Origin of the sequence: Paenibacillus lupini, from assembly GCF_011761355.1 — a bacterium.
Lineage (GTDB): Bacteria > Bacillota > Bacilli > Paenibacillales > Paenibacillaceae > Pristimantibacillus > Pristimantibacillus lupini.
Map to the genome: position 1 here is coordinate 181152 of NZ_JAASRW010000005.1, position 13015 is coordinate 194166.

Annotated in this window: 14 protein-coding genes; 9 read left to right on the forward strand and 5 right to left on the reverse strand. The window is 45.9% G+C overall.

The genetic code is table 11. The annotated features are described in order from the left end of the window. Positions 1-350: 350 nt before the first annotated feature. Positions 351-1577 (reverse strand): MFS transporter, encoded by a 1227-nt coding sequence (locus tag FHS17_RS17415; protein ID WP_167279706.1) that lies wholly within the window; start codon positions 1575-1577, stop codon positions 351-353. Then, complete coding sequence (locus FHS17_RS17420) at positions 1574-1978, reverse strand: hypothetical protein (protein ID WP_167279707.1); 405 nt, start codon at positions 1976-1978, stop codon at positions 1574-1576. The genes FHS17_RS17415 and FHS17_RS17420 overlap by 4 nt, the downstream gene beginning before the upstream one ends. Before the next feature lie 184 nt (positions 1979-2162). On the opposite strand from FHS17_RS17420, the gene FHS17_RS17425 reads away from it, so the two are divergent. The 5 genes from FHS17_RS17425 (at position 2163) to FHS17_RS30620 (ending at position 5828) form a co-directional block, all read left to right on the forward strand. Further along, positions 2163-2600 (forward strand): Dps family protein, encoded by a 438-nt coding sequence (locus FHS17_RS17425; RefSeq protein ID WP_167279708.1) that lies wholly within the window; start codon positions 2163-2165, stop codon positions 2598-2600. A 146-nt stretch (positions 2601-2746) separates the two neighbouring features. Then, positions 2747-3703, forward strand: coding sequence for a ring-cleaving dioxygenase (locus tag FHS17_RS17430; protein ID WP_167279709.1), 957 nt, complete (start codon positions 2747-2749; stop codon positions 3701-3703). Between the two features lie 37 nt (positions 3704-3740). After that, positions 3741-4739: a type I glyceraldehyde-3-phosphate dehydrogenase gene (locus FHS17_RS17435; RefSeq protein WP_167279710.1), complete on the forward strand. Its 999-nt coding sequence runs from the start codon at positions 3741-3743 to the stop codon at positions 4737-4739. A 191-nt stretch (positions 4740-4930) separates the two neighbouring features. Then, positions 4931-5314, forward strand: coding sequence for a cupredoxin domain-containing protein (locus tag FHS17_RS17440; protein WP_167279711.1), 384 nt, complete (start codon positions 4931-4933; stop codon positions 5312-5314). 316 nt (positions 5315-5630) lie between these two features. Continuing rightward, positions 5631-5828, forward strand: coding sequence for a TMEM175 family protein (locus FHS17_RS30620; protein WP_279590374.1), 198 nt, complete (start codon positions 5631-5633; stop codon positions 5826-5828). Between the two features lie 407 nt (positions 5829-6235). On the opposite strand, the gene FHS17_RS17450 is transcribed toward FHS17_RS30620, so the two are convergent. Further along, complete coding sequence (locus FHS17_RS17450; protein WP_167279712.1) at positions 6236-6649, reverse strand: MerR family transcriptional regulator; 414 nt, start codon at positions 6647-6649, stop codon at positions 6236-6238. A 96-nt stretch (positions 6650-6745) separates the two neighbouring features. Here FHS17_RS17450 and FHS17_RS17455 point away from each other — a divergent pair, with 96 nt between their 5' ends. Together FHS17_RS17455 and FHS17_RS17460 are read left to right on the forward strand one after the other, a co-directional pair. Then, the gene (locus FHS17_RS17455; protein ID WP_167279713.1) at positions 6746-7576 is read left to right on the forward strand and encodes an SDR family oxidoreductase; all 831 of its coding nucleotides are present in this window, start codon (positions 6746-6748) and stop codon (positions 7574-7576) included. After that, a complete protein-coding gene (locus FHS17_RS17460) occupies positions 7530-7790 on the forward strand; it encodes a hypothetical protein (protein ID WP_243865412.1) in 261 nt (86 codons plus the stop codon). Before FHS17_RS17455 ends, FHS17_RS17460 begins: the two co-directional genes overlap by 47 nt. Positions 7791-7883: 93 nt before the next feature. On the opposite strand, the gene FHS17_RS17465 is transcribed toward FHS17_RS17460, so the two are convergent. Together FHS17_RS17465 and FHS17_RS17470 are read right to left on the reverse strand one after the other, a co-directional pair. Next, positions 7884-8552, reverse strand: coding sequence for an S-layer homology domain-containing protein (locus FHS17_RS17465; RefSeq protein ID WP_167279714.1), 669 nt, complete (start codon positions 8550-8552; stop codon positions 7884-7886). A 245-nt stretch (positions 8553-8797) separates the two neighbouring features. Further along, entirely contained in the window at positions 8798-9382 is a 585-nt protein-coding gene (locus tag FHS17_RS17470; RefSeq protein ID WP_167279715.1) for a YjgB family protein, read from the reverse strand. A gap of 375 nt (positions 9383-9757) precedes the next feature. Here FHS17_RS17470 and FHS17_RS17475 point away from each other — a divergent pair, with 375 nt between their 5' ends. After that, positions 9758-11542 (forward strand): glycoside hydrolase family 35 protein, encoded by a 1785-nt coding sequence (locus FHS17_RS17475; protein WP_167279716.1) that lies wholly within the window; start codon positions 9758-9760, stop codon positions 11540-11542. A 2-nt stretch (positions 11543-11544) separates the two neighbouring features. Next, positions 11545-12936: an alpha-L-fucosidase gene (locus FHS17_RS17480; RefSeq protein ID WP_167279717.1), complete on the forward strand. Its 1392-nt coding sequence runs from the start codon at positions 11545-11547 to the stop codon at positions 12934-12936. The last annotated feature ends 79 nt before the right edge of the window (positions 12937-13015 follow it).

Genomic DNA, 13015 nt, shown 5'->3' on the forward strand with positions numbered 1-13015 from the left:
CGTTTGCCTTCAAAGGATTAGTTTGAATTTACCTTTAAATTAAGATATTTGTAAAAAAGATGTTCGTGACAGTTCCACCAAGAATGAAGCGACTTTTCCAAATAACTTCGATTGAATGATTATCGGAAATATCTTTAAATTAATTATCTTAATATTGAGATAATAACTCTTGGATTTTTGATTGTCAACATGTTATTTTGCAGCATTAGCTGTAACTTGTTCATAAAAACCTCCCGACATTGCAAAGAGTGGCACTGCCTATAAACGGGAGACGATGGCTCAATGAACCGCCTTTTCAACCAAGGCGGTTCTCTTATGGTTAAATATCAACATTAGAATTTAACTTAGCCTTATGAAATAGTTTGATTCTGCTGATTGATCGGGGTAATGGTTTCCTTATTCTCTAAGCGAATAAAGAGTGGGACAACCGTACTTATCAGCAGCAATCCGGCTAACACCTCGAAAGTAGACCTGTGACCTTGAGTGTCGATCAAATAAATGGATATGATAGGGCCAAGTGAGGCTCCAATGAAAAGCATAAACATATGGAAAGATAGAGCGCTGGCTCTTAATTCTCCTGCTAAAGTTCCTATTAATGATAACAAGGCGGGAAGGGCCATAGCTATGCCAGCAGTAAATATAATGCTTGTCGGGATTAATAAGGCGAGGTTCTCCGATATGCCAACCAGACCTAGACCAATACCGGCCAATATCAAACCGCACCACAAAACATTTTTTACCCCAAACCTGGTGACGAGCCCTCCATCAAATGGAGAAATGAACATACCGATGATACCGGCTGCACGAACCCATAAGATTTCCTGGTGGCTCAGACCGAAGAGAGGGCTGCTTAGATAACTTCCAATCGTGGAGAAAAAACCAACGAGTGCAATAAAGAGAGTGGAGGAAATGATGTAACAGATGGGTAAACTTTTTTTCTTAAAAATACCACCAATGCGCTTTAGAGGAGTGAAAAAGTTATCCTTAGACTTGTGTGTTATATCTTTAGGTATACCTAATGTAATCAAAAAAAGCGAGACAAAATACACGATGCCGAGAATATAAAATACATAATTCCAGCTTAGTTCCATTACGATGGTGCTGCTATAGATCTGTCCAACGATACTGGCCATTAAAAAGGCGGTGCTTATAAAACCGAGGATGGTTACCCTTTTAGTAGCTGGGAACATCTCCATAGCGTAGGCTAACACAGAAGGTGGAAACATGGATGCTGCCAGTCCCTGTATAACCCTTAGAACAATAAGCCATTGAAACTCATGAACGGTTCCTATAAAAGGGGTTGATATGGTGAGCAGGCCTAACCCGGTTATCATCATTTTTTTTCGTCCATAGCGATCAGAAAGCCCCCCGAACAGGAGTGCTCCACCAGCAAAAGCAAAAGAAAAGGCGCTGCCTGCCCAAGCCGCTTTAGAAGATGAGACCTGGAATACATCCTCAAATACGGAGAACAGAGGGATCGTTAAATAGAGGGAAGAGACGACAATTAATGAACACCAGAATAGGATAAGGGTCGTAAGATTATAACGTGGTGCAATTGGATTCTCTTGGTTAATCAAAAGTGCGCCCCCTTTTCTTCAGCTATATTCGTTTCTTTAACATTTAAAAATACGTTGACAGCAAAAACAAGAATTCCACATCCGGCAACGGTTTCGCCCATGCGTTTTATAGTCGATAACCATTCCTGATCATAGCCATTTGAAATAAATGATAGCGAGATCAACATGATTGGCAAGCCAACTCCCTGCAGCCAGAAGTGCCATTTAGCTAGTCGGGATTCTGCGGCTTTGGGGAAACGCAGATAAGTAAATCCGCAAAGGGCTAAAGTTGCCCATCCGAAAAGATTGGCGTGAGCATGAACGCTAGTCAATGCAAAGTTCAATGTTGCACCCATGTAGATTCCAATCCCAATACCAAGAACAATATAGATAACTGCCATTTTTAAAAAACGTACTCCCATTCAAATTCTCCTTTATATTCGGTGTAACTCCATCGTATAAACGTTGGTTCGTACGATCAATATCGATCTTTCTATGGCTCATATAGCTTTTTCTTATAGTACGAAATCCGCGTATACAGAGGTTTATTGGGTGTGTTATAGTGGGTCCTGGAATTTAGTGCTAAATTTGAAAGGGGCTTTTTTTATGTCTGAAAAACTCACGGAAATGCTAAACACTCAGATCGCGAACTGGAGTCTTCTGTTCACCAAACTGCATAACTATCATTGGTATGTCAAAGGTCCACAGTTCTTCACTTTGCATGTGAAGTTTGAAGAACTATACACGGAAGCTGCGCTTCATGTGGACAATCTTGCCGAGCGGCTACTGGCATTAGGCGGCAGCCCTGTAGCGACTATGCATGGAGTTCTTGAAACCGCAACGGTAAAAGATGCGGTGGGTAATGAAAGCGCTACGGAGATGGTCCGCACGATTGTAGCCGATTTTGGAACTATTGTTAATGAGCTTAAAGAAGGCATGAGCATCGCTAATGGTGAGGACGACGAGACAACTGGTGATATGCTTTTGGCTATTCATTACTCACTTGAAAAGCATGTATGGATGTTGAAATCATTTTTAGGGTAACCTCGCCAATGATATAGTAAATTTGCTATACAAGTATAGAAAAAATGGAATGGTTCGCTCGAACTCTTTTCTCTATGATTTGAAGTAGATGAATGTTCAGTTATTGGCATGATCGATAACTCAAGAGGAAAAGGAGTTTAGAAAAGATGGTTAATAACTTAAAGAAAACAGCTGGAATCCATCATATTACATGTTTCGTGAAGGATGCGCAGAGAAATGTAGATTTTTATGCTGGAGTGCTGGGTCTTCGTCTTGTGAAAAAAACAATTAACTTTGATGCACCCGAAGTATACCATTTGTACTTCGGCAACGAGAAAGGCAGCCCTGGAACCATTATTACGTTTTTCCCATACAAATTTTCTAGTAAGGGTCGCATAGGTGGAGGACAAGTTGGTACAACAACATACGTAGTACCAGTAGGCGCCATTGATTTCTGGAAAGCACGCCTCACAGCATTCGATATTTCCTTCACAGAAAGTGCTCGTTTCTCCGAAAACTATATCGAATTTGTAGATGTGGACGGTCTGCAGTTAGAGATTGTTGAAAGGGAAGAAGGAGCTCTCAATACGTTGTCATCCGGAGGTATTCCAACGGACAAGGCTATCAAAGGATTTGGCGGCGCGGTGCTATACAGCACGGCATCCACAATGACCATGAAGGTACTTGAGGACGTTTTAGGTCTTACAAAGGTAGGTCAGGATGGGGACTTTATTCGTTATAAGGCAGAAGGAGACATCGGCAACCTTATTGATGTGAATGCGGAGTCCATGGAATGGGGGATTGCCGGTGCAGGCACCGTTCACCATATCGCGTGGCGAGCCAAGGATTATGAAGACCATGATGCTTGGAGAAGCCATGTGGAAAGAAGCGGTTTTCATCCTACGCCGATTATTGACCGACAGTATTTCCATGCTATCTATTTCCGTGAACATGGCGGCATTTTGTTTGAAATCGCGACAGATCCTCCAGGTTTTGCAAATGATGAGTCTGAAGATCATCTAGGCGAGAAATTAATGCTGCCAGCATGGTTTGAAGACAGTCGTGCTGAAATTGAAAAGAACCTGCCTCCTATTCAAGTGCACGAAATGAAGCCAATCTTTTAATGAAACAAATTTTTCTTTACCACAATGGGAGGGTATCATGAGTAAAATTGCAATATTTGGATTTGGACGAATCGGTCGGCAATTACTTAGAGTAGCACTTCAGGAGAAGCTCTTTGTACCTTATTCTATCTCTGATATAAAAGATGAATCTATACTTGCTGCGCTTTTTGAGGTTGATACGAATTATAAACGCTGGCCTGAAGAGGTCCTTGGTCGAGAAGGAGCTATCATCATAGGCGGCCGTGAAATTCGGTATATGAATTCGTCCAGTGAAGTGCCTAATTGGGGAGAACTGGGTGTTGAGTTGGTGGTTGACTGTACGGGACGTGCTGTAACAAGACCCGTTGCACAATTGCACTTGGATCGCGGTGCCAAGCGTGTGCTTGTCAGCGGGCCAAGTAAAAGTCTCGAAGACTGCGATGCCGTTTTGCTTAAAGGAATTAATCTCAGCAGCTTCGATCCCGAGAAGCATAAAATTATCAGTATGGCCAGCTGTACAACAAACGCACTGGCACCAGTAGTGAAGTTAGTTAGAGAAAATTACGGTATTAAATATGGATTGTTCTCAACGGTTCACTCTTATACCAATACACAATCATTAACCGATCAGCCTATGAGGGATCGGCGGGATTCTTGGGCAGCAGCAGAAAATATCATCCCATCATCCTCAGGAGCGGCTAAGGCTCTCAAGTTTATTTGGAGTGATCTCCAAATTACTGGAAAGGCATACCGAATTCCGACTCGCACAGGCAGCATTGCAGAGCTTAATCTCATAACAGAGAAACCATGCTCCGTTCAAGAGATTAATGAAATGTTCCGCCTTGCCGCTAATGAAGGGGAACTTAAGGGAACTCTAGATGTATTGGAGGGTGAATGGGCCTCTTCCCGTATTGTAGGGGATCCACATTCCTCTATTATTGATCTGCCATTGACGCAAGTTCAAGGAGAGCTGCTATCAGTAGCTGCTTGGTATGATAATGAGTGGGGCTACGCTTCGCGACTAGCTGAAGTTGCTGCTTTTCTTGTATCAAAATAGTTTGATTTAAGTATTTGATAACGCCAATAAAAGAGCAGTTACTCAGGCATTAGCTGCCTAAGTAGCTGCTCTTTTTTCAATGAGGTAAATGAATTAGATATTTGAATGTCCTATGGCAGGTATAGACAAAGACATATTGATAGAGATAGGTGCGAGGATTTAAGCTATTACCATCATAAGGAGGGGATAACGTGTTTCGAATAACATGGGTTTTTGTCATCATTGTTGCGTATGTCACATTGCTAACAGCATGTGGAGCTAGTAAAAATGAAGAAGTACAATCAGGATCTAGTGAGGAGTCAGAAGCAATTGCGAATGAAGTCGTTATCACGGCAAAGAACTGGGAGTTTGATAAAGCTGAGTATAGAATTAAAAAAGGGGAAGCCGTTAAGCTAACGTTAGAGTCGGGGTCTGGTGTACATGGTATTGCATTCGAAGACCTTGAAATCAAAGAACTGCGCTCCGGTGATTCCAAGGTTGTGACAATAAATGAGGCTGGTACGTATGAATTCTCCTGTAATGTAATGTGCGGCTCAGGCCACGCCAATATGAAGGCCAAACTTATAGTTGAATAAAATAGCTGTAACTTGCTTGGAAAATAGATCAATAGTGAGGTTTGTTTGAAAATGATAACAGTGAAAGAACTGAATGGAATGACAGAAATTCGAAACGTACAGCATAGTAAAACGATGAATAACTTTGAATATGAACTAAATAATACCTTGTCCGGAAGTGAACTATCTGAACGATTAACCCGATTGGCCGAGCTTTTAAGAAATGGAGAAAAGTATGTTTTCACTTTGCGGATAAAAGGACAAGGCATTTAATATCACTAAATTCGAAACCTTTAAGATTCAGTTGAAAGGAGCTAGTATGTTGAAATTAAATCGTATGGAAGCTTTCAGCGATGGCGTGCTAGCCATCATAATTACCATAATGGTACTTGAATTCAAAGTGCCCGATGAACACACTTGGAGTTCTTTGGTTGACCTGGTTCCCAAATTCCTAAGCTACGCGGTCAGCTTTATTTATGTAGGAATATATTGGAATAACCATCACCATCTACTCCATACGGTTCATATCCAATAGGGAAAGATTATGTGGTTGAATTTGTTGTTGTTATTCTGGTTGTCTCTCGTGCCGTTCTCTACAGCGTGGATAGGAGAAAGTAGCTTTTCATCTACGCCAACAGCATTATACGGTATAGTTTTGCTTTTTACTGCCATTTCATACTCGTTGCTGCAACACGCGATACTCAAACAACATTCCTCCAACTCCCCTATTGCGGTTGCGATGGGGAAAGACTTCAAAGGGAAAATTTCAATCTTATTTTACATAGTCGCTATTGCGACAGCATACCTCCATTCATGGATATCATGCTTCTTAATCGTGCTGGTCGCTGCGATTTGGTTCGTTCCTGATCAGCGGATTGAGCGTGTTATTAAGAGCAGAGAATTGTAACCAAGAAGTGGAAGAGCTTTTTCACGATTATACGGCTAGATGTTAATTCTAAGACGTAATTCCTCCATCATAGCCTCAGCTTGTTGTGGATCTTCATTCAGCAGCTTCCTGTATGTCAGCATCCAATTCAGCGTTACAAGCATATGATCGTATTCGTCTTTTTTGCGCTCGATCTCATTGATTTTCTGAAGAATCCATTCTATTACTTCTTGGTTCGTGCGTTCATTCGTATCGTGATCCTGCAAAATCGTCTTCAGCTCAGCTAACGAGCAGCCGATACCTTGAAATTTCTTAATCAGCTTTAACCGCCCAATTGCTTCGTCTGAGTAGTTGCGGTAATTATTCTTCTCTCTCTGAATATGCCTGCTGTCAAGCAAGCCTTCCTTCTCATAAAAACGAATGGTGTGGGGTGTTAAACCCATCAAGTCTCCTAATTCCTGAATTTTCATTTAAAATCATCCTTCCAAACGCTTGCCCTAGAGTTTACTTCATAGTTTAGACTGGAGTCATATCTTCGTCAAATACTTAAGGAGGCGTAAACAATAATGCGTATATTCGTTACAGGTGCAGCAGGTTATATTGGTACAGCAGTTGTCCGCGAACTCATCAGTGCAGGCCATCAGGTAGTTGGTCTTACCCGTTCAGAGAGTGGTGCTCAAGTATTAGAAAGCTTGGGAGCTCAGGTGGCTCGTGGTGTTTTAGAGGATCTGGATTTACTGCGCAGCTGTGCAGCCGATTCAGACGGTGTTATTCATCTGGCATTTAACCACGATTTCTCAAATTTCGCCGGATCATTATCAACTGATCTACGCGCCATCGAAGCAATGGGAGAAGGGCTTGCGGGTTCCGGTAAACCACTTGTTATTACAGCTCATGCTAATGGCAAAGCATCGGAGGATGCAGCACTTGCGTTTGTAGAACAAGGCGTGAGAGCATCAATCGTCTCGCTTGCACCTTCCGTTCATGGGGAAGGAGATAAAGGCTTCGTGCCGCAATTAATCCGGATCGCCCAGGAAAGAGGCTCTTCGGCTTACATTGGAGACGGCACCAACCGTTGGCCAGCGATCCATCGCTTGGATGCAGCAGTATTGTTCCGCCTAGCAGTAGAATCTGCACCTGCAGGCTCACGACTGGATGGTGTGGACGACGAAGGCATTCCGTTCAGCGACATTGCCGGCGTAATCGGTCGTCACCTAGATGTGCCTGTAGTCAGCATCCCGCGTGAAGAGGGCCAAGCGGTCTTCGGTTTTCTAGGCATGGTTGCGTCGCTTGACTTAGCAAGATCAAGTGAAGGAACGAAGGAGCTTCTCGGCTGGAAGCCTGTCCAACATGGACTTCTCGCAGATCTGGAGCAAGGACATTATTTCACAAAATAGCGTTAAGAATACGATTAAGGAATATTCTGAAGCAGATATAGCAGGTTACTTGTTCAGCCGGCTTCAAGAGCTGGAAGTTGCTTATGATGATGTCGTGAAATGCATGCTGGACCATATTGAGCTTGGAGGGCCTTTTAAGGGGAAAAGGGTCGGCCACAATTTACTGAAGAAAGCAGCAAGAGATCTAAAAACAAAAATAGCAGTGCAGGGATAGCCCTTGCACTGCTGTTTTTATAGAAATTACACTGATGCGAGCCGTTTCTCCAGCGAGCGAACCCCTTTTGGGACGGCCCCTTGTTAGATATGTTTATTCAGCTGATGGTGCTTGATGTTCATCAATATAGGCGAGTGCATTGTAGATCAGCACAGCCGCATCTGCACGTGTAATTTCATCTGTAGGATTGAAATTTCCGGCCTGATCAAGCTCAGCGATTTTAAGAACAAGTGCTCTTTGGACAGATCCTTCGTAGGAGACGGTTAACTCATCCTGGTCGTTAAATTCCATCGGGATGATCTTAATCATTGGCAAATTGCTGTGCTTCTCAATCGCAAGGATCAACTGATGGGTAAACTCTTCTTTTGTCCATGTTAGGTTAGGATCCAGATCATTTGGCAGACCAATGTCATTGTTCGCCGCGATAATAAGTGCATTTGCATACCAAGCAGCATCGTCTGCTTTCGGGAAATAATCCGTAGCATGAGGTTCTTTTAAAAAGCGAAGCGTATCAATGTTCAAATCAAGCGCATTTACGATTAGCTGGATACCTTGTGCTGCAGTCAGCGTTGCGTCTGGGAAGTAGCGTTCTTTGCTAACACCTTGCACTAAACCTTTATCCTGCAAGGAAATAATTTTATCCTTAGCGCTCACATTCGCAATATCCGTGAATGTAGTTGTTGCCGCAAAGCTTTGTCCAGCAATGGATAGGGTAAGCACTGCTGTAGCTGCTAATGTAACGAGTTTGAATTTGCTTGTCATGGGATCACCTCATCATGTATTTGGAACGTTCCTTCCTCATAGACGGGTTATCCAAATTAATGTTGCAGATAAACTTACTTTTTTTTATAAACTTAAATAAATTTACTAAAAATTAATATTTAGAAGCCGAAACAGACGAATAAAGATCCATTGGATCGGTTTTTAGGTCATTCCTTGTTATATTTTTTTCGTTTATTTTACAAAGCCCGCCTCGACATTACGTCGAGACGGGCTAGCTGAAGAAGTTACTTGATCGTTTTAGTTACAAGGTTAATATGGTCCAGTCCTGTTCCGCTCGTGCCGTTGAAGATGAACTCCAGCTGATACTTGCCTCGAACGTACGTGATTTTCTTTTGTACAGTCTTGCCGGACTTAATGAGGACCGATTCATTTGGAGCACCCCATTGCTGAATCAGCATACGGACAGTAATGCCGCCCAAATTGGTCTGGCGCTCAACGTTCGTGCCGAAGTAGCGCATTTCACGTATTTTACCCAGCTTGTAATTTATCGCGTAGCCAGGATGGCCCATTTCCGCATGGTATACGTCGAAACCGTCGGCATCCGTGGCTGGGGACTCGGCTTTGCCGATCGTCTTAATGACTGTTTCGTGTGAGGTCTTGCCAAGCGTGAAGCTGTGGAAATTCGGGAATTGACCTTGGAGAGCCGGTTTATAGAAGCTCATCAATGTACGGAGAGCTTGACTATGTGCATCGACGGAAGCTGCTGCAACCGCGTGAGAAGAGGGGATAGCTCCGACTGTGGATAGGGTCAGCGTTCCTACGGCTACCGCAGCAATCGCTGTTTTTTTAGCATATGCATATACGTTCATTTCATTTTCCTCCTAATGGTGTTGGTTCAAGTGTGATTCTCCGTTTTAGACGTAGGTACGTTACAATAGGTTGCTTATTGATAAGTAACAAAATATGGGATCCGAGATCTGGAGAAGCTCATCTTTTTGAAGACCGGTCGTCTCGGGAAAAATAATCATAACAAAAACACGCCTAATTTCAGGCGTGTTTTTTGTGTTTGGTGGAGCCAAAAGTCTTCTGCACTTCACTTTTTTCGCCGATAACGGCTTCTGGGAAAATCGCATAGTGCTTTCCTGTGGGTGGAAAATGGTGAAGCAGCCGAAAAAATCCCGTTGAGGACGGGGGATGCCGCGTTTATTCTTATTCTGCCAACATTATATGAAAGGAGTGTGGAGATGAGCGTTTTCTCGATAGACAAAGATACGTTTATGGACAACGGAAAACCTGTCCGTCTGCTCTCCGGGGCGATGCATTATTTTCGGATTATTCCCGAGTATTGGCGGGACCGGCTGCTGAAGCTGAAAGCTTGCGGGCTGAATACTGTCGAAACGTATATCGCCTGGAACGTGCATGAACCAAAGGAGGGCGAGTTTCGATTCGATGGCATGGCCGATGTCTGCGCCTACATCGAGCTTGCGGGCAGCCTTGGCCTTCATGTCATCGTTCGTCCGAGTCCATATATTTGCGCGGAGTTTGAATTCGGCGGATTACCTGCGTGGCTGCTAGCCGATTCCGATATGCAGCTTAGATGCAGCCATCCGGCGTTTCTGCGGAAGGTCGATGCGTATTATGACACACTCATTCCGCGGCTATTGCCGCTGTTGTCCACGAACGGTGGTCCGATCATCGCCGTTCAGATCGAGAACGAATACGGCAGCTATGGCAATGACGCGAAGTACCTTGATTATCTGAAGCAAGCGCTGATTACGCGTGGAGTAGATACGCTGCTCTTTACTTCCGACGGACCGACGGACGCACTGCTGCAAGGCGGTTCCGTCCCTGGCGTACTCGCAACGGCCAATTTCGGCTCGCATCCTACATCGTCCTTCGCCAAGTTGCAGGAGTATCAGCCGGATGGGCCGCTCATGTGCATGGAGTATTGGAACGGCTGGTTCGACCATTGGGGTAAGCCGCATCATACGCGCGATGCCGCAGACGCCGCGGCTGTCCTCGAGGAAATGCTGTCGCTAGGCGCGTCGGTCAACTTCTATATGTTCCACGGCGGTACGAATTTTGGCTTCTATAACGGTGCGAATTGCCAGGAGCCAAATTTGTACGAGCCAACGATTACGAGCTACGACTACGACGCGCTGCTGGACGAGACAGGGCAGCCGACGGAGAAATATTTCGCTGCGCGTGATGTGATCGCCCGGTACACGGAGATGGCGAACTTGCCAGAGCTTCCGGCGCCGGCGCCAAGGCAAGCCTATGGCCGCGTCGAGCTTATAGAGCAGGCGGCCTTGTTCGGACAATTAGAAGCGCTCTCCGATCCTGTTCAGGTAGTCGCGCCGCTTCCAATGGAAAAGTTCGGACAGCAGTACGGGTTTATTTTGTATTCGACGAGAGTTTCCGGTCCAAGGCCGGAGGAACGGCTGTTCATTCAAGAGGTTCGTGACAGGGCACTCATCTTCGTAGACGGTGAGTACAAAGGCACGATCGAACGGTCGCAGACGGTCCAATCGCTGCCGATTGCCATAACGCCGGGAGGCGTGAGGCTCGATATTCTAGTGGAGAACATGGGCAGGATCAACTACGGCCCTTACCTTAAAGATGCGAAGGGCATCACCGAAGGTGTGCGCCTCGGCTTCCAATTTCTATTCGACTGGACAGTCCGGCCCTTGCCGCTTGTTGATTTGGCGAGGCTTAGCTACGACCGCTGGCAATCGGCCTCCCAGGAGGGACCGCTTTTCTGCAGAGGAACGTTCCGCGCCGAAGCATGCGCCGATACATTCATTGACATGCAGGGCTGGACGAAAGGCGTCGTCTTCATCAACGGGTTCAATCTTGGCCGCTATTGGGAGCGAGGGCCGCAGCGGACATTATACGTACCTGCGCCGCTCCTGCGAACCGGCGACAATGAAATCGTCATTTTCGAGCTGCACCAAACACGGTCGTCCACGGTCGTCTTGACCGATGCGCCAATACTGGATTCCCTTACAAACGATACGAGGAGGAATTAGGAATGAGCGAAGAGATGAAAGAAGCTGTACACGAGGTAGAGAACGGAGTCCACAATTACAGCAGTGAAACCGATTGGGTGAAGCCGGAGAACCCGATGACGCTGGAACGGCTGGAATGGTTTAAGGATCAGAAGCTGGCTTTGATGATGCACTGGGGGCCATATTCTCAGATCGGCATGGTTGAATCGTGGATTCTGAGCGACGAGGACGGCGACTGGGCCAGAAACGACGTTGATTGGACGAATGATTATGAACAAATGAAACGTGAATATTTCGATCTGGGCAAGACGTTTAATCCGATTCGCTTCGAGCCGGAGAAATGGGCGGAAGCGGCGGCTGAAGGCGGCTTCAAATATCTAATCTTTACGACCAAGCACCATGATGGCTTCTGTATGTGGGATACAAAAACGACGGATTACCGCATCACCGGAAGCGAGACACCATTCCATACGCACCGTTATGCTGACATATGCAAAAACCTCTTCGACGCGTTCCGTGACAAGGGACTAGCGATTTCTGCTTACTTCTCCAAAGCGGACTGGCACACGCCGACTTATTGGGCGCCAGACACAGAACGCGGCACGCATACGTGGCGTGGACCGTCGTACAATCCGAAGGAGAATCCGGAGCTGTGGGAGAAATTCGTGTCATTCACGCATGAACAAATTATGGAGCTGCTGACCAACTACGGCCGAATCGATATTTTATGGCTTGATGCCGGCTGGGTAAGAGAAGGCGGCCGAGTCAGCCAGGACATCCGTCTCGGCGAAGTCGTAGAGCTCGCACGTCAGACGCAGCCGTGGTTGCTCTCGGCCGACCGCACCGTCGGCGGCCCGTACGAGAATTACGTCACGCCGGAGCAGACCATTCCAGAGCGTCCACTGAACGTACCGTGGGAGAGCTGTATTACGCTCGGAACTTCGTTCTCCTTCGGGTTCGATGACCGCTATAAATCCGCGCGGCAATTGGTAAACATCCTGATGGAGGTCGTCGCCAAGGGCGGCAATCTGGCCTTGAACGTTGGCCCGCAGCCGGACGGCAGATTGCCGAAAGGCGCACTCAGAAGCATGAAAGAGCTCGGCGCCTGGATGAAGGTGCATGGCGAAGCGGTGTACGGCACTCGCATTTGCGCACCGTACTTCACAGGTGAGTGCGCCTTCACGCGCAAAGGTGAGACGGTCTACTGCACGTACTTGTACGCAAGCGAGGATACGCCGGTTAATGCGACGATTTCCATTCCGTATTCGGATGAGGTTTCGAAGGTCGAGCTAGTTGGCACTGATGAGCCTGTTGCTTTCACGCGCAGCGGCGAGGGAATGAACTTGCGGCTTCCGGCGAGTCAATTGAAAGGTGGCAAAGCGCCGATTGCGCATGTGTTCCGCTTGCTTCCTTAAGATAGGAACAGCGATGGTAGAGTGGCTGACGCATATCGTGTAAAATTAATTTTTTGAAGCTATCATCACAGGTAGCTCC